Genomic DNA, 19,835 nt, shown 5'->3' on the forward strand with positions numbered 1-19,835 from the left:
CCAGGTAAATCTGGGTTGAGCCGGGATGAAGCCGATCTTCTATTAAAACAAGCGTTTCTAATTTCATAAAAATACCTTGCCGCATACCCGAGCGGCTCTTGGATCGGGTGGAGAAAAATATGGCAGAAACAAAATGCGGTAGCTGTGGATCGCACAGCTTTGAGCTTTCAAGCCAAAACTTGGGCAAGTCAGATCTTTTGTTTTGGTTTGTACAATGCTCCAATTGCGGGGTTCCTATTGCGGTAATGGAACATAACCATATTGGTATTAAACTAGATCATATTGTTAAGCGATTAGATGATCTGGAGGCCGGAATTGGCTTAACTATGCAGTCTGTAAGCTCATTAAAAAAGAGTAAAAAATAACTACTCTCTACCAAGAGCACGAGAGCCATTAGAGTGGCCGTTATTGGTGCTAATTTTTTCAGTAAGTGCACGAAAACCGCTAACAGTAATCTCTTGGTTATCAAGCACAAAAGCTTCGGCAACTTTAATATATTCCTGTATAAGGGCATGGTCATGTATGCCTGAGGCAACATAAGCTTTATATAATTCAGCTCGAAATTTCTTCTTGCTCATTTTAACAAACTCCAAACAACCCATCCCTGTGATGGGTTTTCTTTTGTCTATTAAATCTTATTTCACCTGAAGAGTAAAAATATTTTTACCATTTTTACCTAACAGGTATTTACTTTATTTTACCTCACAGGTATATTTTATCTCACAAACAAAGAAAAGCCCCAACGTAGCGGTAACTACCTGGGGCATGACCCACACTCTCTCTGTGAGTAAAGTAATTATGAACACAAAATTAACTCCACACAATAGCTTCAAGGTAACTCTGTTTACCGCTGCCTTAACTGTAAGCGCCTTAGCGTTTGCTCATCTTGCTGACTTTGGTACTGACCAGGTGGCACCAACTCAAAATATTCAATCTGAATATGGAATCGTCTCTTTAAAGATGCTCGACGATATGCGCGGTGAAGCAGTCGTAAATCTGGATGGTTTCCGTTTGGAAATAACTTCGTTTGAAGTTGAAGCATACCCGGATGATTACGGTGTACCAGGTTCCGAATTCACAAATATAGAAGTCGTTGAACTAGGTGAAATCAAGGTATTCGATGCTAATGGCAATCCGTATAAAGACTTCACAGACTACCAGGATCACCGCGAAATTAATTCAATGATCGCCGGCTACATCATGAAGCACCGCTTGGTGGAGGTTCAGTCATGATTTTAAATTCTGCTGATCAAATTTTTGAAGCACTCTTGAATGGCCAATCGGTCTACTGGTGTGAATGCGGCTCTGATGACTGGTCTCCTTTAAATGATCGAACTCAAATTAATTTTGTGGACCTTTACACTGGTTTCCTGCAATTCAAAGCAGATGAGCTACCTGTAGTGCCAATGCCGATTGAGTTCAACTCAACTCATCGTTATTTCTCTGAATACATCAAGACCTTTGAAGGACTTGAAATCTATCGAGTGGGTAAAACCCGGGTGAGCTATTTTGCCCTACGTGTAAAAAGCTCAGGAACTATTGCTGACTATTTCTGCAACACAACTATCTATTCCATTCAGCCGGACGGCTCATTGAGGAAGATGGATAAATCCCTTACTCCGAAATGGATTTTAGATGGACTGGAAAATGCGCGTGTTGCTATGCGCAAAAACAAGCGTCATCAAGTTTTAGAAAGTACCGGCTTCTTTGCATCGGAAGACTATAAGAACTTTAAGCGTAATAACCGTCCTGCAGGAGCACGTTGAGATGGCTATTCAAGTATTTACACCAGAAAACACCCTGCTTGTAGAAAGTATTAAGTGCTACCTGTATACCGATCCTGGTATGGGTAAAAGTACCATTGCTCATACCGCAGAAAAGCCTTTAATTTTTGACTTTGATAAAGGTCAGCATCGTGTATCTGCTGAGCTGCGTCGTGGCGCAATTGTTCGTATTGATAGCTGGCTTGACCTTGAGAATCTTAAGGATGACTTCTATGCACCCTATAAAACTATTGTTTCAGATACTGTAGGTGCAATGCTGGATGCAATTAAAGATCATCTTTCCAAGAATAGTGACAACCTGCAACGTGATAAATCACTGACATTAAAGGCGCAGGGTCTAGCTGGAAACCTATTTATGAAAATGGTTCGTAAGTGGGAAAACCTAGGTAAAGATATTGTTTTTATTGCTCATGCTGTAGAGCAGGAAGCTGGTAAGAATAAGATCAAAATTGTGCGTCCAGATCTGGCTGGCAAAAATAGCGCGATGCTTTATCGCATGTCAGACATTATGGGCTATCTACACGCTTCTACCGATGAGAACGGAGATGATCTCCGTACGATCTATTTCAACCCATCTGAGTCACACCATGGCAAAAACTCAGGTCGCTTAGGTCGAATACATACAAATGGGAATGGTGTGGAAGTTTGCTCTGGCCAAGTTACTGTTCCAGATCTGGCTCATTCCCCTACTTTCCTTGCAGATCTGCTTAAACAAGCCAAGGACCACATCAATACTCTTACTCCAGTACAAGCTGAAGAGTTAAAAAATATCACTGACCTTAATCATTGTAAGCAAGTCTGCGAAGAAGCCAGTCATGCCGGTGATCTAAATCAGCTTACTGAGTCACTTATGCCTGAGCATAAGTATGTAAAAGAAATGTGGGCTGCTATTAAGGCACGTGGCGCTGAAATGCAATGCACCTACGAAAAAGAGAAAAAGCGCTGGTTCAATCCACCTCAATTCAAAGGTATTTCTGATGAGCAGTTGGCTGATCTACAGGATTTCATCGACACCTGTGGCCTTGATGCAAAAACAGTATGTGAACACTTAGGGCTTGATGCTCTCAACCAAATAGAAGCTTCTAAATTTGAAGCTGTAAAAAATGAAATAGAACAAGTAGCGAAGGGAGCAATGACAGCATGAAAATTTTAAATAGCAAAGAAGCTTTTGAAGCAATGATGGCTGGCCGAAATATCATGTGTCGTGCAGCTGGTGAGTTAATGGATTTTGATGACCTGTCTCAATTCCCGGCTACGATTTTCGCTATGCCAGGCTATGAGTTCTGCATCAAGGTTGAAACAATGGAGCTGGCTGGTATTACCTTCACCAAGCCTTTAACTCTTGATGATGTCGTGGAAGATCAGGAAATCTTTATTATTCATCCTGACCATATCTCACAGGTTAAATACAGCAAACAGTGCATGGAGTATTTCAAAGCTGTCGACAATGGTTTTGCTCAGGCGGATAAAGAAAATGCCGAATTACAATTAGTGGCAATGGGTGAGCTATTTGGTCGAATTATTGTCTATCCCCCAACTATAGACAATACAGGCAAACCTAAAAAGAGACGCTCAACCAAAGCTAAGAATGAGACTGAACAGGCTAGCATTCCAGCTAGCCCAGGTGATGCTGTACCAGATATTGAAAAACAGCCTGAGCCAGAGCTGATTCAGCCTATTGAAGCCATAGAGCAAGAAGCCACTATTAATACTGAAACTCCAGTTACAGAAATTGAAGCGGATTCAGTTGAAACCGACCGGGTAAAGCTTGTTGAAAAGTTCACTGCACAAATTGATCAGTTTACTAAGGAGGATGACGTTCTTTCATTCCGTCACGTATTTCTGGCCAATGGACACTTAGATCAAAAAGATCAACAGCACTTGTGCAAGCTTACGGAAGATAAATTGCTTGAGCTGGATCCAGAGCAATACACGCCGAAGGTTGAACCTGAACCAATCGCAGATGAAGTCATTGAAGTCGTGCAACCTAGTTTGATTGATCAAATTGAAAACACTGCACGCAAACAAGCAGCAGTGGAAAGTGCTGAGCATGGTAGTGCCTCTATCGATCTGTTCGACAAAAAGAAGAAGCAGGTTTTGATCAATCGAATCTATGACATGGATTCAGTTGAAACTTTAGAACGACTGGCACCAGCAATACCTGCAGCTAAATTACTTCCAGCTGATCATCAGGAACTACTTAGCCTGTATGCACAGCGCAAAGATGCCTTGATTCAAGCTGCTGAAACTGGGGAGGCTTCATGAGTTATTCCTACTCTTCTATGACCCGCGTGCTGCTTGTGCAGCACAAAGGTCGGGTTAGAACTTACCGCAACATCAACCTATTCGGTATTGATGATTGCCTTCGAAATTTTGCGAACACCTGGGGGTACAGATGATCTTCAGAATTAAAAAGAAGCATGAAGTTGGCTTTAAGCTTTGGCTAGAAAAATTGGGTTATACCAAAAATGAACTTGCGGATGGTAGCTCGACATTTAGCGGAAAAGGCACACGCAAGACACTAAGTTATGTGCTTTTAAAGAAAGATTTAACAGGCAATGCAGCATGCCAGGTGCTATTTGGTGAATATGAAGAGCACCTGGATAACCCTGATTATTTAGATGTAAAGGTGGCGTGATGGAAGATAACAAATTGTGGTGCGTAGGTATTTGTCCTGAAGATGATAGTCCTCATGAGCAATCACCTGCTGCATCCAAGGAAATTGCTGAACGTGCTTTGGCTCGCTACAGAGCTATGACTAAAGCTGAAGGTAATCAGTTCATGATCGAATCATTTGATGAATACTTTCAGGTTCAAGAATGGGAAGGCACAGCTGAAGAACACCAGGAACAAATGTTTTATACAAAAGACTGGTTTAAAGAGCCGATGTATCAATGCAAAAACATGCAGCAAGCCGAACAAGTTTTTAAGTACGGTGAAATCGTGCACTGCTACAAAGATAGTGCTGAGTTAATTACTTCTGATTTTGATGAGGCTAAGCGCTTCTATGAGGTGGCGTGATGGATAGCAATAACCAAATAATTGAACCCACCCCATATGACGATGCGCAATGGCTCTGGTGCGCTGATTGGTGCAAGAAAAAAGGATTAAGCCCATATGATTCTAAGAACTGGGCAGATGCAAAATTTGAATACTTGAAGGCTCATGAAGCCAAGGAGAGAAAGGGATGATTAAGCAATTAGAACCGGCAGAAATTATTCGTGATCAATATGGCTTCTGGACTCACCCGGTATTCAGTAAATATCTGGAGTGTGTAATTGGTGATTCGGAAGGAATGACCAGTGAGCAATTTGAAGAATTAAAGCTTCACTTTAATGTAGATTTCTCAAAAGTTGAGATGGAGTTCGATGCTCCGGAAGATGTTGCTGAGCGCTACTGGGATCAGGAGGAGCTTGAAGCAGTCGCTTACTGGAATCCAAGTAAACCTAAAGGAGATGGTGACTGGTTCTTGGTATCTATTAACGACACAGAGGATGGTCCAGTAGCTTGGTGGGCTAAACCTAAGAATACTATTGATAAGCAAGTAAATCTGATGGATCAATTCATTGAAAGCGGTGAATTTGATAAAACTCTAAATGATTTTTTTGGGTTGCCGGAATCAGTAGTTCAAAGCTTAAAGGAGGTGTCTTAGATGGGAACTGAATCTGAGCATAATCTACTCCAAGCCATTTTTGATGAAATGCAGGAGCTTAAAAGAGCAATGGCAAATCAAGATGAGCGCCGAGTGAGTATCAAGGAATTTGCGAAGCGGATGAATATGAGTGAGCCGACTTTATATGACAGGATCAAAAAAGGAGAAATTGACCAGCCAAGCAAAGATGGTCCACGAAGTTACTACCTAAATAGTTATGTGAACGAAGTTGTCACAAGGCATTCAAAAACTGGTAAAGTAGCCGCTTGATTAGCGGCTTTTTAATGCCTGCAAAATCAGTCACTTTTCTAAAAGTGAGTAACATAGTGAGTAACGATTAGAAATAAAGATACTCATTTTCATAATTCTCAAGAGGTTACGTGCGATATGCTTCTCATGGTCGACAACTATGACTCCTTTACTTATAACATCGTCCAATATTTTGGCGAACTGAATCAAGAAGTAAAAGTAGTCCGTAATGATGCCGTGACATTGGAAGATATAGAGCGATGGCAACCTAAGTATTTAGTGATTGGCCCCGGCCCGTGCTCGCCAAGTGAGGCAGGAATTTCTATTCCTGCCATTCAGCATTTTGCTGGCAAAATTCCTTTACTGGGCGTTTGTCTTGGTCATCAAAGTATGGGGCAGGCATTTGGCGGTGATATCGTGCGTGCCAAACGTGTCATGCATGGCCGTCTGTCTGATATGTACCACAGTGATACCGGGATTTTCAGCAATCTTCCTTCTCCATTTCCTGCAACGCGCTATCATTCACTGGTGATTGATCAAGCTACCTTGCCCGAATGTCTGGAAGTCACCTGCTGGACCAATGAAGCGGATGGCTCTATGGAAGAAATTATGGGTGTGAAACATAAGACATTGCCGGTCGAAGGCGTGCAGTTCCATCCTGAATCGATTCTGAGCCAGCATGGTCATCAAATCTTTAAAAACTTTCTCGAAATTTATGCCTAAGAACATCTTATGAATATTCAACAAGCTTTAAGCAATATTACTAAAAACATTCACCTGACTCAGGATCAAATGCAAGACGTGATGCGTGCCATCATGTCAGGTGAAGCGACCGATGCCCAGATTGGTGCCCTGCTGATGGGCTTACGCCTAAAAGGCGAAAGCATTGATGAGATTACTGCAGCTGCACGTGTTATGCGTGAACTGGCTACCAAAATTGATGTCAGTGATATTCCATATTTAGTGGACATCGTGGGTACAGGTGGTGATGGCCAGAACCTGTTTAATGTTTCTACTGCTTCTGCATTTGTAATTGCAGCAGCGGGCGCAACCATTGCCAAACATGGTAACCGCGGCGTTTCGACCAAATCAGGTTCGTCGGATTTACTGGAACAGGCCGGGATTAACCTGGACCTGAATATGCAGCAGACTGAACGCTGTATCCGTGATGTCGGTGTCGGCTTCCTGTTTGCACCGAATCATCATCAAGCCATGAAATATGCAATCGGCCCACGTAAAGAATTGGGGATTCGCAGTATTTTCAACCTACTCGGTCCTTTAACCAATCCGGCTGGCGTACAACGTCTGGTCATTGGCGTATTTTCCAATGAACTCTGCCGTCCGATTGCGGAAGTTATGAAACAGCTCGGTGCTGAACATGTGATGGTAGTACATTCACGTGATGGTCTGGATGAAATCAGTATAGCCTCTTCAACTCATGTTGCTGAACTGAAAAATGGCGAAGTCACCGAATGGGAAATTATTCCTGAATCGGTCGATATTGAATCGCAAACTCTGACCGGACTGATTGTGGAAGATTCTGCGCAAAGTCTGGCTTTAATCAAAGATGCACTGGGCAAGAAAAAATCAGACATCGGCGATAAAGCCGCCAATATGATCGCGCTGAATGCCGGCGCAGGTATTTATGTCTCCGGTTTGACCAGCAGCTATAAGCAAGGTGTTGCGCTGGCACATGACATTATCTATGGCGGTCAGGCACTTGAGAAAATGAGTGTACTGTCTGAATTTACCAAAACTATTAAACATTACGAAGCTTAATTCGGTCAGGGATTTTGATCATGGTGGATATCGCAAATACAATTTTAGGCAAAATTGTTGACCGTAAAAAAGAAGAATTTGCCCTACGTTTAAAGCAGAAAAGCTATAAAGATCTGGAAGAACTGGCACAAGGTGCATCACCTGTGCGTGGTTTTGCCCAGTCTTTAGTGTCGAAACGTCCGGGTGTCATTGCTGAAATTAAGAAAGCTTCGCCATCCAAGGGCATTATTCGCGAGAACTTTAACCCTGCGGAAATTGCAGCACAGTATCAGGAGGCAGGTGCAGCCTGTTTATCGGTGCTGACCGATGTAGACTTTTTCCAGGGTCACGATGACAACATTCAGATTGCCCGTTCACATTGCGACCTGCCTGCACTGCGCAAAGACTTTCTGATCGATCCTTATGGAGTTATCGAAGCACGTGCCCTGCATGCAGACTGTATCTTGCTAATTGTGGCTTGCCTGTCTGACCAGCAGTTAGAAGAAATGTCTAAAACTGCATTTGAACATCATCTGGATGTACTGGTTGAAGTTCACGATGAAGAAGAACTATCCCGTGCTTTAAAACTTTCTGATCGTTGTCTGCTCGGTGTAAATAACCGTAATTTAAAAACCTTTGATGTGGATTTAAACACATCATTACGTTTGAAAAAATTACTGGACCCTTCACGCCTGCTGGTGACTGAAAGTGGTATTGCCACACCTGCGGATGTTGCGATGATGCAGAAAAATGATATTCACGCCTTTCTGGTCGGCGAAAGCTTCATGAAACAACCACGTCCGGATCATGCTTTCCGCGATCTGTTTGGTGAGCCTGAAGCGGTTTAAAATGTAAATGCTCACCTAAGCATTAAAAAAGCCCAATCTCAGGATTGGGCTTTTTTATTTTCAATATTGAAAAGTAGATCATAGATTCTCGAGCGTATTTAAAATCCTCAGCAATGTCATGAACGCAATTCAGTTCTCCTTTGTCTATTTTCAGACTATAATTCTTGTAAATTCCGCATCTCCCTTGTTTTTACATTATGAGTAAACACGATTCTTCATTATCTAAAGATCAGTACAACCTGCTGAAATCTTTTAAGAAGCAAATTACACAGCCGCAAACACCTGCGGTCGTTGCTGCACCTGTTGAAAAGACTGTCGAGCAAGAAGCGTTAGAAGAACTGGAATTATTCCGCAAGCAAATGCAGGGCGTACAAAAAATTGAATCGGGAAATACGGTTCAACTGGACAAACCACGCAAGAAAAAGCCGGATGCACAAATCTTGGCAAAGCGTGCAGCGGCTACTGGCCCGCTGGAAACAGAGGCAATGGCTTTATCAGATACTCAGGCCATGCTCAATCCTGTCGGCAGTCAGGCCAACTTGAGCTATCGCATCGCCACCTTGCAGCATAAAGTGTTTGAAGACTTGAAAGCCGGTAACTTGCGCTGGTTTGAAGCTGTGGATCTGCATGGCTGTACCGTGGAAGAAGCGCGTCAAGCCGTGCTGCAGATTATCCAGATCGCCAAAGATGAAAACCAGAACGTGATTAAAATCATACATGGCAAAGGTCCGGAAGCGATTTTAAAAACCTATGTCAACGGCTGGCTGCGTCAGCATCGCGATGTTTTGGCTTTTGTCAGTGCACCTGAAAAGCAAGGTGGTACCGGTGCGGTATTGGTTCTGCTCAAACGTGCAGAAAAGAATCCAAAGTTCAAACAGTAAACGGTTTTAGCCTCAAAACAAGGCATTGTAAAAGTTTTCTGCTACAATGCCGTCCTTGTTCATTCTCAGTTTAAGTGAATACGTCATATGACTATGCAGCAATCCTACGCAAACATTCTTACTGCCGTTGGCGAAGATCTAAATCGCCCTGGTCTCAAAGATACGCCTGTGCGCGCTGCGAAAGCATTTTCATATTTAACCTCGGGTTATAGCCAGACACTTGAAGAAGTGACCAACAAGGCGGTCTTCCCTTCCGATAACCGTGAAATGGTACTGGTTAAAAACATCGAATTTTATTCGCTATGTGAGCATCACTTATTGCCATTTTATGGCCGCGTACATATCGCCTATTTGCCAGAAGGTCATGTTTTAGGCCTGTCTAAATTTGCCCGTATTACTGAAATGTTTGCACGCCGTTTGCAGATTCAGGAAAATCTGACTCAGCAAATTGCAGAAGCAGTGGCTGAAGTCACCAAAGCACGCGGTGTTGCAGTAATGATTGATTCTGCGCACATGTGCATGATGATGCGCGGTGTAGGCAAGCAGGAATCAACCACACGTACGGTATCATTTATTGGTGATTTTAAAACCGACAAAGAAACACGTCGTGAATTTTTAAGTGCGGTTCCAGAAAGCTATTAATTATTAAAGCTTAAAAATAAGTTACTCAAAGCCTCGATCATTCGGGGTTTTTTGCTTTTAAAGGAAGAGGATATCAATACTTAATTCAAAAGCTCACTTGCTATAAATAACACCTGGTAACAGGGTTTAAAGACCTGTCCCAAAACTTGCTATGTTTCAGTCTAGAACTCAAACAATTCCTGCTTGTGTTTGCAACAAGCCTACACTTGGATACACGATAAAGTTTTAATCCTGCCGCTCTCCCATTAAAGTAATTTGAAGTTGATATACAGCAAAGCGCTTTATATCTTTCTGATTGATTTTTAATGATAAGGAAAGTAACCATGGCGAATAGTAAAAATAACCAGGCGAAAGACAGCAAAAAATCAGCAAAAACTGCTAAAAAGACCCAAGATGAGAAACTGAAAAAGTCGAATAAGAGTAGTGACAAAGACAGTGATCGCAAAGTCACTAAAAAAGCGGCGAGCAGTAAATCTAAAGCGGCATCTTCTAAGAAAGACAATGCCAGCAAAGATGAAAAAGTGAAGGCGAAGAAAAATTCGAGCTCAAAAGCCAGTGATAAAGCGAAAGACCAAAAGACCTCTTCCGCGAAAAAACCGGCTAAAGCGAAAAGCAGCAACAAGAGTAAAGACGACACTAAAGTGAAAAAGTCTTCTTCAAAAAAATCGGCGCCTGCTAAAAAGCAGTCGAGTAGCTCCTCTAAGAGCAAGTCAACCAAGGCTAAAACCTCGAAGACCAGTTCAAAAAAATCGAAGTAAAATGAAAGCCCCTAGCTCTAAATGACAGGGGCTTTTCTGTATCTTGTCCTTTCGTTTTTATAATTTGTATTAGCTGAAATATTGAGTCATTTTAAATTTCAGAAAAGGCCGAATATGAAGTCATCTGCCAAAGTAACCCCACCAAAACGTCCGTCACGTGTAGTTTCGAATAGTTTTGATTATTTTCTGGACTTTGCAAAGATTAATTTTCGTAAACGACCCCAGCTCTACCGGATTGGCCGTGGTGAACAAGGTGTATTACTGGTTGAGCCTTATAAATCGGAAATCCTGCCACACTGGCGCTTTGCAGATGAAGCAAAAGCCCAAGCGAGTAGCGAGAAAATCTATCAGCTTTTCTTGGACTATTTAAAGCAAGAAGATTTTATCGGTGCGGACATGGCACGCAAGTTTTTACAGATGGGTTTCACCCGTGCCCGACGTTATGCCAATCATAAAGGTGGCAAAAAATACGATGGCCCGGTTCCGGAGGATAAAAAAGGCTTGAGTGGTGCGCATGGCCGTTCCGAGCTGCCACGTAATCATGAAGATCCGGTTAAAGCCGCTGCTGCCAAAATCTTTAAACAGAAATGGGATGAAGCTAAAAATCATCCCGAATATCTCCAGCAAAAACAGAAATTTCAGGAATTTATAGAGCAGCAGTCTGCAACTGGCTAAAAACCTTTCATTTAAACTGAGAGTGGCTGTGCGACAGGGTTCAAGGACTGATGAGCCATATAAACTCTGTTACGCCCGTTGTTCTTCGCCATATACAAGGCAGAATCTGCCGCATTCAGGAAGCGCTGATAATCCGGATGTCCATCATAAAGCACACAACCAATACTGACCGTAAATTTAAACTGCTGGCCTTGTGCCGAATTAATCATGCCATTTTCAATATATTTACGAATACTTTCGGCAATATTCAGGGCACGTTTCTCATCAGTATCCACCAGTAATAGCAAAAACTCTTCACCGCCGACCCGGAAAGCATAATCACTGCCCTGACTGTATTTTTGCAATGCTTCGGCCAGAAATTTCAAGGCCAGATCACCTGCTGCATGTCCAAATTTGTCATTAATACTTTTGAAATAATCAGCATCAATGGCAAGTAAAGACAAAGGCGTATGATTCTTACGGGAAAAAGTGATTTCACGTGAAATAATGGTATTCAAATAACGACGATTCAATAACTGGGTCAATGAATCATTACCTGATTCAATATATTCGGCCACCTGAAATAACTGATCTACTAACAACTGAATCTCACGGTTCAAGTCACGGATTCGTTGGATCAGTCCCAGCATATTGTTTTTGTCCGTACAGTCCATAATATCTTGATTAAGTTCATCGACTTGATAAATTCGTTCAATGATTAAATCGACCTGGTCAGAGCCGGTAAAAGCATAAGAGGCTTTATGAATAAACCATAAACCAAACTCCGACTTGGACAACATCGGATGATTCAATTTTTCATGCTCAGAAAAGACCTTGAACATGAGCTCATTTTCCCAGTCTAGCAATGAACTGCGCTGTTTATCTTTTTGTACGGCCACATCCTGCATCGCTGAAAAAACACGATAACTGTGTTTAATTTCCTGATTCATGGCTGTTTTGGCTTCATAAGATCGGCACATGACTTCTGTGGCAAACCCCATGATCTGGACAATATAACTGCAGGTAGTCAACATACTGTGATGAGGATTCTCATCCAGCAGTTCAAACATTTTACGCTCAATTTCACGTACACCGCGCATGATCAGCCAGGATGGAATTCCGACACGCGCATGCACATGCCCCACCATCGCCTGTTTCTGCACGGCATCGGCATAGCGTTTATTAATCCCTACACCAAAGCTTTCAAGTAGCCAGGCATTTAAAGTGTCGCGCAAGCGCTGTTGAATCAAGTCATCGGAAAAGAATTCTGCAGATTCCTTTTCAATGAGCATGTTTTTATAGAATTCTTCCACCAGAATCAGGGAATGATCTTGAATAAAATGAAAGGCATGCAATAAGTCATCAGATGAATAATTTTGACAGATCTGTTCCCATTGCTCGGCCAGTCTTGCCATGCATTCATTATTCATACTGTCTGTTCCCCAAAACCTTGCAATTTGTACTCACATTATGTGATAAATATAACAAATATCAGGTATTTTTCCTAAAATATCGACCAGATTATTTGTACCAAATCAAGCCAATCTTTTTATACAAGGGAAAACTAAACAGTAGCCTCATGGATACACAGCACTTTATCAATAGTTTTAAATAAATCTTAAAAATACCGAATCAAACCAAGACTCCATTGATCCCAGTCTTTGGACTGCTGTTGCTGATATTCCCAAGACAGCCGAAGTGCATGTTGTGGATTGAATGCATATTGGATTTCAGTATTCAGTTTCAGCTGCCAGCGATGCGAATCTTCCCAATAAGGCAGTTCCACCTGCACCAGACTGTTGATCTGATCGCTCCAGATATTCTGGCACCCCACAGTAGGGCCTGCACCTACGCGCCAGCCCTGATCCAGTGCCTTGCCTGCCTGTAGCTGAGTTTGCATTTGTGCATAACATAGATGTTCACGGCTGGCATTTGCCCAGCTATAACCACCCTGAGTTTTTAAGCTGGCGACGCCATGCTGTTCATCGTCACTAAACTGGCCATGCGCATCCAGTGCCTCCTGTTTCCAGCCCAAATTAAAACCCCAAGATAATGGCGTATTAAACGGATTGACCGGGTTATAGGAATTGACAGTAAATAGATCCAGATGTTCCAGCTTGAGCTCACTGTCACGATATTGCAAAGCCCCATCCAGAAACAGCAATTGTGTGCCGGTTCGAAAACCGCCTTGCGGGTCGATGAGATCATGATAAGCCTGCCGATGCCCTAGCTGGACAAAGGATTCACCCTGAACCTGTCCGGCCTGAAGACTGATATTCCGTGCATGATGGCTTTGTACCGGGTCTATTTTTGGACGTTCAGGCGCTTTACGCTGCTTCTCGATATTCAGCTGACTTCTTAAGCCTAATAACTTGCGAAAACGTGGCTGGGAAAATGATTTATCGACTGTTTGTCGGAGAAAGTCCAGATATAAATGATCATAGGCCATTTCCAGAATTTTGGCCTGATCTTCTGCCGGATAGGGCTGCAAGATTGAAGGCATTGCACCTGTTTCTGCATAAGCCAGCTGATGCGCAGTTTTTGCCAGCGCTTTGCCATGCTGTCTGGACTGTGCCAGCAATTGAGTTTCAAGCGCCGGACGGTAAACTTTCTGTTTGATCAAGCCCTGCTGTTCTACTACTTTTAGTGTTTCAATCGGAATCGCAGTCGAATTAAACTGTTTCTGTAGATTTAGCTCGGGACGTACCAGATCAAACAGTCCCAGTAGGCGATAAGCGCAATTATCACTGATAAAATAATAAGGGAAACTTACATTTTGCATTTCCCAGAGATGCTGTACCAAAAACCTGGTTTCTTGCGGACTTAAGTTTAATTCATATTCCCACAAATCCCGGCTTTCAAAGTCACCATACTCTTTGACCTTGCGGTAATACGGCATCAGTGAATATTCACCCGGATATTGTCCAGTCAGCCCTTTCCAGGCAAAGGACCAGTTGTCATTGCCATCGACCGTCGCAGCATAGTTGACCGCATAAGAAATCAGATTGAGTTGTTGCTGGTCTTTAGGGTCCAGACGCAACAAGGTATGACCAAACATCGAGCTGGGATTACCCATAAAATCCGTGGCATAGATCAGGGTTGCCTCATAAGGCTTGACCTCGCCAATCCATTTATCCAAATCCGGGCAACTGACCGCAGGCAATTGTTGCTCGGAAATATTCAATTGCTGCATTAACCAGCTGCTGCGTGCAGGAAACTTACAGCGGACGGACTGATTCGGCTCTGCGCTCAGGAATAAAGCCTGAATGTTATGCTGCATTTCTTTTTTTAGATCAGTTTTTCCCTGCTCTGCCAGGAAATAGCCCGAATAGTTAACCTCGCTATGACCTTGGGGATTGGCATACATGAGACGTTGCCAGGTAGTGCTCTGATCCAGACGCTGAGTTTCGGCCTGAGCGATATAATGCTGGATGTCTGGATTAATTTCGCTAGAAAAACTTAAAGGGCTGAATGTCAGGCCCAACATGAAGAACGCATATTTCATTCAGTTAACTTATTCTCATCAATTTCTTTTAGTCATAAGAAAACCCTGCCAGAACAGCAGGGTTTTTAGGGTGCGGATCAGATGTAGGATTTCAATACTTCATCTTTGGCCATCACAGTTTGTAAGGTGCTTAAAACTTGTAATGTATTCTGGTTTTCTTCGGAATAAATTTCAGAGAAATTCTGCTTGGAAACGCTAAAGAAACGAGCTTTATCTTCAGATTTAATATTCAAAAGTTCAGCCAGAACATTCAGGCTTTCACCCTCTCCAACTGCCATATCACGCGCCAATGCTTCAGCGTTTTCATTGGTAAAGGTCACCACTTGAGCGGTTACGGTACCGCCCTGGCTACAACCTAAAGTACCAAAAGTGATCCCGAGCCACTGATTCGTGAACAGAACGTTGGTCGTACCTGCAAAGAGTTTAGGAATAATACCAGACTGACCCGCCCATACCTGGCTTCCGATACCACAACCGACATCTCGGTCAGCCATCGCCATGCTTGAACCAGTCGCCAATACCGCCGCCAGCATAATTTTTTTCAACATAGTTATTCTCCAATTATTCTCATGCAATCTTTGTTATTACTCTAATAATGTAATTTAAATTACATACTCAGCAGAGTAGCGACAAGTCAAGTTTGGCGCAATTGAAAAAATGTATGCTTTACATAAACATAACCTGATTGATTTTACTGTTCCTTGAGCGCCCAATCGCCTTGTGAATTACGCTGTCCCAAAATTTTCAGCACCAACACCAGACTCAGCAGTAACAACAAATACCAGGAGCCCAGTTTGCCCCATCCCACCATATGCCATTGCTCAATCTGGCTTGGATAGAGCCAGATCTGGTAAAAGGTACTGATATTCTCGGCAATCCAGATAATAAACGCCAGAATCAGCAGTACGGGTAACATCGGCAACTGAAAAGTATGCCGATTCAGCTGAAAGCGAATTCTGGTTTTCCAGAACATGATCACGCTCCAGACAAATAAAATCACCCGATAATCGGGAATAAAAAACTTGCTCATAAAGTTGATATAAGACAAGACAGCCAATGTCAGCATATGGCTAAAACGCGGCAATTTTTCAAATGAAACCTGATATAGACGTAAAGAGCGCGCAAAAAAACTGCCGACCGCAGAATACATAAAACCGGCAAATAAAGGCACGGTCAGGATTTTAAATATTGCGGGTTGAGGGTAATGCCAGGAAGCAATTGCCGGATGGGTCAGGAAGATTTCCATCACCATGGCCATGAGATGAAATAACGCAATCACTTTGGCTTCAGCCCAGGATTCCAGTTTGGTATAGAGCAATATCACCTGAATCAGCAAAGCAAAAAAAAGCAGATAGTCATACCGGTAAAAACCAATGAAGAGATCGCTGCCCATAGAAGCAGTCAGCGCAAAAGCGAGCAGGAGTAAAATCCCAAATAAGGCAGCCGAAGCTGCCTTATAAGTAAATTCAAACCCTGATTTGAATAGATCGATCAAGGTTTACATCCTAAAGATATTTGGCACTATACTCATGTACGGTATCAATAAATGCTTTTGGATTCGCCGGATCAACCCACTGGGTAATACCATGACCTAAATTGGCAATATAACCGGTTTTCTCGCCATTGGCATAGGCATCATCCAGCATGGCTTTTGTCGCTTTAATGATGGTGTCTGATGAACCATATAAAGTTGCAGGATCCAGGTTACCCTGAAGTGCTGCACGACCAGCAACCGTTTGACGAGCGACATTCAATGGCGTGGTCCAGTCCAGACCAAATGCATCTGCGCCTGTCGTAATCATCGGTTCCAACCATTGACCGCCACCTTTGGTAAACAGAATTACCGGAATCTTGCGGCCGTCTTTCTCACGTTGCAAACCAGCGACAATCTTCTGCATATAGTTCAGCGAGAACTCGATATATTCACGATGTGCTAATGCCCCACCCCAACTATCAAAGATCTGTACCGCTTGTGCACCCGCATCGATCTGCGCATTCAAATATTCAGTCACTGCATCAGCCAGACGATCCAGTAAAGCATGCAAAACTTCAGGCTGCGCATACATCATCTGTTTGGTAAAACGGAAATCCTTGCTTGAACCACCTTCGACCATATACGTTGCCAGAGTCCATGGACTGCCCGAGAAACCAATCAGAGGAACCTGACCGCTCAGGGCTGAACGAATGGTCGAAACGGCATTCATCACATAATCCAGATCCGACTTGGCATTAAATGCAGGCAGATTGGCTACATCCTGTTCGGTACGGATGGTCTTGTGAAATTTCGGGCCTTCACCAGCTTCAAAATACAGCCCCAGTCCCAAAGCATCCGGAACCGTCAAGATATCTGAGAATAAAATCGCGGCATCAAGATCATAACGGCGCAAAGGCTGCAAAGTCACTTCACAGGCCAGTTCAGTATTCTTGCAAAGCGAAAGGAAATCTCCTGCCTTGGCACGCGTTTCGCGGTACTCAGGCAAATAACGGCCAGCCTGACGCATCATCCATACTGGCGTAGCATCTACAGGCTCACGCAACAATGCGCGCAGAAAACGATCATTTTTTAAGGTCGTCATTCACATTCCCATCTTTCTTTGACATTGCCAACATCATAGCAAAAAGGCCGCAGTTTTAATAACTTCTGGCAACTTTAAAAACCGATCGGATTGAACGGCAACCTAGTGATTTACACAAAACAACTACTGCATCTCCACATTTTTTCTGTAATACTTATAGTGTTTTTTCACATAGTTAAAGAAATAATTCTTAAGGTTGAGTTACATGTTCGTTCGCACAATGCTCGCTGTGAGTCTAGGTTGCATTTTCGCAGGTCAAGTTTTTGCCGCGTCTACTGCTGAACAACCATTAAAACCCCAAGTGGTGACTGATGTTGCAGTGCAAGATCCGATTGATCCATTAGCAACTGAAGCTTCAGCGGCCCAAGCAGCACCTGCAGAAGCGCAAATTACCGCACAAGAACAACAAGACTTAAAACAGGCATCTGAAGCGCTGAATAAGCTACAGGATACCGAAGAGCAGACTGCTTCTATTGGCGCAGCACCAAATACCAAAGCACCGACTAACTCTGCAGCGACCAAAGCTTCGTGGACTTTAGACGGTTTAAACAATGCCCAATGGTATGAAAATATCGGTGCAGGTCAATTCCCAGTTTACGCACGTGCGCATGTCATGCTGAATAATGCTCATGCATCACCGGGTGCGATTGACGGAACCAGCGGTAAAAACACACTAAAAGCGATTGCATCTTTCCAGCAAATGAATGGCATTAAACCGACAGGTGTTTTGACTCAGGAAACCTGGGATAAACTAGTTGCACGTCAGGGTTCTAAGCCAACCTTTGTTGAATACACCATTACTGAAAAAGATCTGGCAGGCCCATTTGCCAAGTCTATTCCTTCAGATTATGCGTTACAGGCAAAAATGAAAGGCTTGTACTACACGCGTGTCAGTGAAATGTTGAGTGAAAAATTCCATATGGATGAGAATTTTTTAAAGAAACTCAATCCAAATGCCAACTTTAATAAAGTTGGTGAAAAATTACTGGTCAGTAATGTACGTAATGACTTGCCTGAAGGTATTCACTTGATTGTTGCACATAAAGGCGCGAAACAACTGTACTTATTTAATAGTAAAAATCAAATGATCGCGTCATTCCCTGCCACCATTGGTAGTGCGGATACACCATCTCCAACCGGAACCTATAAAGTAACAGGTGTTGCACCAAACCCTTGGTACAGCTACTCACCTTCTAACTTTGTACAAGGTAAAAATTTAAAACCACTATCTTTACCACCGGGTCCTAACGGTCCTGTCGGGAATATCTGGATTGGTTTAAGCAAGAAATCATTTGGTATTCACGGAACACCAAACCCGTCTAGCATTTCGAAAACAGCATCACATGGTTGTATTCGTTTGACTAACTGGGATGCCAATGATCTTGGCCGTAAAGTCAAATCTGGCGTAACGGTTCGTTTCTTAGAATGATGATCGGTCTGCCGATTTGAATAAAAATAGCCTGCTTTTGAGCGGGCTTTTTTATTCCTTATGTTTACTTTCAGCTCTTTCGTTGCAAAAATGCAATGATCTGTCGCCTATTTGAGATTTTTTCAGTTATAAAACGACAGTATGATGATCTCAAGTTAAAAATAATGTCGAGATAAAATCATGAATGCTTTTCTACATCCTAGCGAAAATCGTGGTCATGTAAAAATGGGCTGGCTGGAGTCTAAACACAGTTTCTCATTTGGCAACTGGTATAACCCAAAGTATATGGGTGTCAGCGCTTTACGTGTCATTAATGATGACCTGATTGATGGACATCAGGGTTTTGGAACGCATCCACATGACAATATGGAAATCCTGACCTGTGTGCTGAAAGGAACCATTACCCATCAGGACAGCATGGGCAATCATGGCGGAATCGCTGCGGGTGAATGGCAACTGATGAGTGCAGGAACAGGTGTGCGGCACAGTGAAATGAACCAAGGCGACGAACAGGTCCATTTACTGCAAATCTGGATTATTCCAAATGAACGTGATGCCAAGCCGAACTATCAGCAAATCCGTCTTGACCCGCATGAGCAACCGAACCAGTGGCATTTGATTTGTGGTCCGAATGAAAATGCACCGATGCATATTCGTCAGAATGCCGAAGTCAAAACTGCGGTGATTCAGCAAGGCCAAAGTCTGGAAGTGAAAGCGACCCAGCATATTAATTATGTACATGTTGTTTCTGGCACTGTCCAGATCGCTGAACATACAGTTGAAGCTGGCGGCGCAATTGCTTTTCTAGATGATACAGAAATTAAAGCAAGCGAAGATGCGCAAGTGATCTGGTTTGATTTGCCGGAAGTACCCAACTAAGCTTTTAAAGCTCTCAGCTCTAATGGCTATTGATCCCAGTGATTAATAGCCATTTTTTATACGTATAATCATGAATAAGAAATAATAGTTCGCAAAATCATAATAAGGCTGCTTAACCAATAAAATTATGCCTACGACCTATACAAATCCAACCAATTCTCATCACATTTTTACCTAAGCAATGCATTATTTAGGTGAATATAAACTGATCCCTTTCCAT

At 42.8% G+C, this 19,835-nt stretch carries 25 protein-coding genes; 19 read left to right on the forward strand and 6 right to left on the reverse strand.

The features are described from left to right. Positions 1–119: 119 nt before the first annotated feature. The gene (locus F891_RS04045; RefSeq protein WP_004893803.1) at positions 120–365 is read left to right on the forward strand and encodes a hypothetical protein; all 246 of its coding nucleotides are present in this window, start codon (positions 120–122) and stop codon (positions 363–365) included. Here the strand turns inward: F891_RS04045 and F891_RS04050 are convergent, their stop codons facing one another. Beyond that, the gene (locus tag F891_RS04050) at positions 366–578 is read right to left on the reverse strand and encodes a hypothetical protein (RefSeq protein WP_004893802.1); all 213 of its coding nucleotides are present in this window, start codon (positions 576–578) and stop codon (positions 366–368) included. It lies immediately after the preceding gene. Between the two features lie 220 nt (positions 579–798). On the opposite strand from F891_RS04050, the gene F891_RS04055 reads away from it, so the two are divergent. The 16 genes from F891_RS04055 to F891_RS04125 all read left to right on the forward strand — a co-directional run bounded on the left by F891_RS04055 (position 799) and on the right by F891_RS04125 (position 11,247). Beyond that, entirely contained in the window at positions 799–1,233 is a 435-nt protein-coding gene (locus F891_RS04055) for a hypothetical protein (protein ID WP_005262271.1), read from the forward strand. Further along, the gene (locus tag F891_RS04060; protein ID WP_005262272.1) at positions 1,230–1,766 is read left to right on the forward strand and encodes a hypothetical protein; all 537 of its coding nucleotides are present in this window, start codon (positions 1,230–1,232) and stop codon (positions 1,764–1,766) included. The genes F891_RS04055 and F891_RS04060 overlap by 4 nt, the downstream gene beginning before the upstream one ends. Position 1,767: 1 nt before the next feature. After that, positions 1,768–2,928 (forward strand): ATP-binding protein, encoded by a 1,161-nt coding sequence (locus F891_RS04065; protein ID WP_005262274.1) that lies wholly within the window; start codon positions 1,768–1,770, stop codon positions 2,926–2,928. Then, entirely contained in the window at positions 2,925–4,049 is a 1,125-nt protein-coding gene (locus F891_RS04070; RefSeq protein ID WP_005262276.1) for a hypothetical protein, read from the forward strand. Before F891_RS04065 ends, F891_RS04070 begins: the two co-directional genes overlap by 4 nt. A gap of 130 nt (positions 4,050–4,179) precedes the next feature. Continuing rightward, positions 4,180–4,422: a hypothetical protein gene (locus F891_RS04075; protein ID WP_005262278.1), complete on the forward strand. Its 243-nt coding sequence runs from the start codon at positions 4,180–4,182 to the stop codon at positions 4,420–4,422. Continuing rightward, the gene (locus F891_RS04080; RefSeq protein ID WP_005262281.1) at positions 4,422–4,805 is read left to right on the forward strand and encodes a hypothetical protein; all 384 of its coding nucleotides are present in this window, start codon (positions 4,422–4,424) and stop codon (positions 4,803–4,805) included. The genes F891_RS04075 and F891_RS04080 overlap by 1 nt, the downstream gene beginning before the upstream one ends. Continuing rightward, positions 4,805–4,975 (forward strand): hypothetical protein, encoded by a 171-nt coding sequence (locus F891_RS18030; RefSeq protein ID WP_004893783.1) that lies wholly within the window; start codon positions 4,805–4,807, stop codon positions 4,973–4,975. The genes F891_RS04080 and F891_RS18030 overlap by 1 nt, the downstream gene beginning before the upstream one ends. Then, positions 4,972–5,436: a hypothetical protein gene (locus F891_RS04085; protein ID WP_004893781.1), complete on the forward strand. Its 465-nt coding sequence runs from the start codon at positions 4,972–4,974 to the stop codon at positions 5,434–5,436. The genes F891_RS18030 and F891_RS04085 overlap by 4 nt, the downstream gene beginning before the upstream one ends. After that, positions 5,437–5,706, forward strand: a complete 270-nt coding sequence (locus F891_RS04090) for a helix-turn-helix transcriptional regulator (RefSeq protein ID WP_004893778.1) — start codon at positions 5,437–5,439, stop codon at positions 5,704–5,706. A gap of 117 nt (positions 5,707–5,823) precedes the next feature. Further along, entirely contained in the window at positions 5,824–6,408 is a 585-nt protein-coding gene (locus F891_RS04095) for an anthranilate synthase component II (protein WP_004279590.1), read from the forward strand. A gap of 9 nt (positions 6,409–6,417) precedes the next feature. Continuing rightward, positions 6,418–7,464, forward strand: coding sequence for an anthranilate phosphoribosyltransferase (trpD, locus tag F891_RS04100; RefSeq protein WP_004279589.1), 1,047 nt, complete (start codon positions 6,418–6,420; stop codon positions 7,462–7,464). 20 nt (positions 7,465–7,484) lie between these two features. Further along, entirely contained in the window at positions 7,485–8,291 is an 807-nt protein-coding gene (trpC, locus tag F891_RS04105) for an indole-3-glycerol phosphate synthase TrpC (RefSeq protein ID WP_004279588.1), read from the forward strand. Positions 8,292–8,488: 197 nt separating this feature from the next. Then, a complete protein-coding gene (locus tag F891_RS04110; protein WP_004279587.1) occupies positions 8,489–9,172 on the forward strand; it encodes a Smr/MutS family protein in 684 nt (227 codons plus the stop codon). Between the two features lie 93 nt (positions 9,173–9,265). Beyond that, positions 9,266–9,814 (forward strand): GTP cyclohydrolase I FolE, encoded by a 549-nt coding sequence (gene folE / locus F891_RS04115; RefSeq protein ID WP_004730181.1) that lies wholly within the window; start codon positions 9,266–9,268, stop codon positions 9,812–9,814. A gap of 323 nt (positions 9,815–10,137) precedes the next feature. After that, a complete protein-coding gene (locus tag F891_RS04120; RefSeq protein ID WP_004646396.1) occupies positions 10,138–10,572 on the forward strand; it encodes a hypothetical protein in 435 nt (144 codons plus the stop codon). Positions 10,573–10,686: 114 nt separating this feature from the next. Further along, the gene (locus F891_RS04125) at positions 10,687–11,247 is read left to right on the forward strand and encodes a DUF4385 domain-containing protein (protein WP_004279582.1); all 561 of its coding nucleotides are present in this window, start codon (positions 10,687–10,689) and stop codon (positions 11,245–11,247) included. A gap of 11 nt (positions 11,248–11,258) precedes the next feature. Here the strand turns inward: F891_RS04125 and F891_RS04130 are convergent, their stop codons facing one another. The 5 genes from F891_RS04130 to hemE all read right to left on the reverse strand — a co-directional run bounded on the left by F891_RS04130 (position 11,259) and on the right by hemE (position 17,307). Continuing rightward, on the reverse strand, positions 11,259–12,656 hold the full coding sequence (locus tag F891_RS04130; protein ID WP_004279580.1) for a diguanylate cyclase: 1,398 nt from the start codon (positions 12,654–12,656) through the stop codon (positions 11,259–11,261). Between the two features lie 188 nt (positions 12,657–12,844). Continuing rightward, positions 12,845–14,731, reverse strand: coding sequence for an Lnb N-terminal periplasmic domain-containing protein (locus F891_RS04135; RefSeq protein WP_004279579.1), 1,887 nt, complete (start codon positions 14,729–14,731; stop codon positions 12,845–12,847). 77 nt (positions 14,732–14,808) lie between these two features. Then, the gene (locus F891_RS04140; RefSeq protein ID WP_004279577.1) at positions 14,809–15,279 is read right to left on the reverse strand and encodes a DUF3015 family protein; all 471 of its coding nucleotides are present in this window, start codon (positions 15,277–15,279) and stop codon (positions 14,809–14,811) included. A 143-nt stretch (positions 15,280–15,422) separates the two neighbouring features. Then, entirely contained in the window at positions 15,423–16,226 is an 804-nt protein-coding gene (locus F891_RS04145; RefSeq protein WP_004279575.1) for a DUF817 family protein, read from the reverse strand. A 10-nt stretch (positions 16,227–16,236) separates the two neighbouring features. Further along, entirely contained in the window at positions 16,237–17,307 is a 1,071-nt protein-coding gene (gene hemE, locus F891_RS04150; RefSeq protein ID WP_004279573.1) for a uroporphyrinogen decarboxylase, read from the reverse strand. A gap of 205 nt (positions 17,308–17,512) precedes the next feature. Here hemE and F891_RS04155 point away from each other — a divergent pair, with 205 nt between their 5' ends. Both F891_RS04155 and F891_RS04160 read left to right on the forward strand, forming a co-directional pair. Continuing rightward, on the forward strand, positions 17,513–18,736 hold the full coding sequence (locus tag F891_RS04155) for a L,D-transpeptidase family protein (protein WP_004730187.1): 1,224 nt from the start codon (positions 17,513–17,515) through the stop codon (positions 18,734–18,736). Between the two features lie 180 nt (positions 18,737–18,916). Beyond that, positions 18,917–19,615 carry a pirin family protein gene (locus F891_RS04160; RefSeq protein ID WP_004279570.1) on the forward strand — a complete coding sequence of 233 codons (699 nt, stop codon included), beginning with the start codon at positions 18,917–18,919 and terminating at the stop codon, positions 19,613–19,615. Positions 19,616–19,835 lie beyond the last annotated feature (220 nt).

The sequence above is a fragment of the Acinetobacter sp. CIP 101966 genome (genome assembly GCF_000369725.1).
GTDB lineage: Bacteria > Pseudomonadota > Gammaproteobacteria > Pseudomonadales > Moraxellaceae > Acinetobacter > Acinetobacter lwoffii_Q.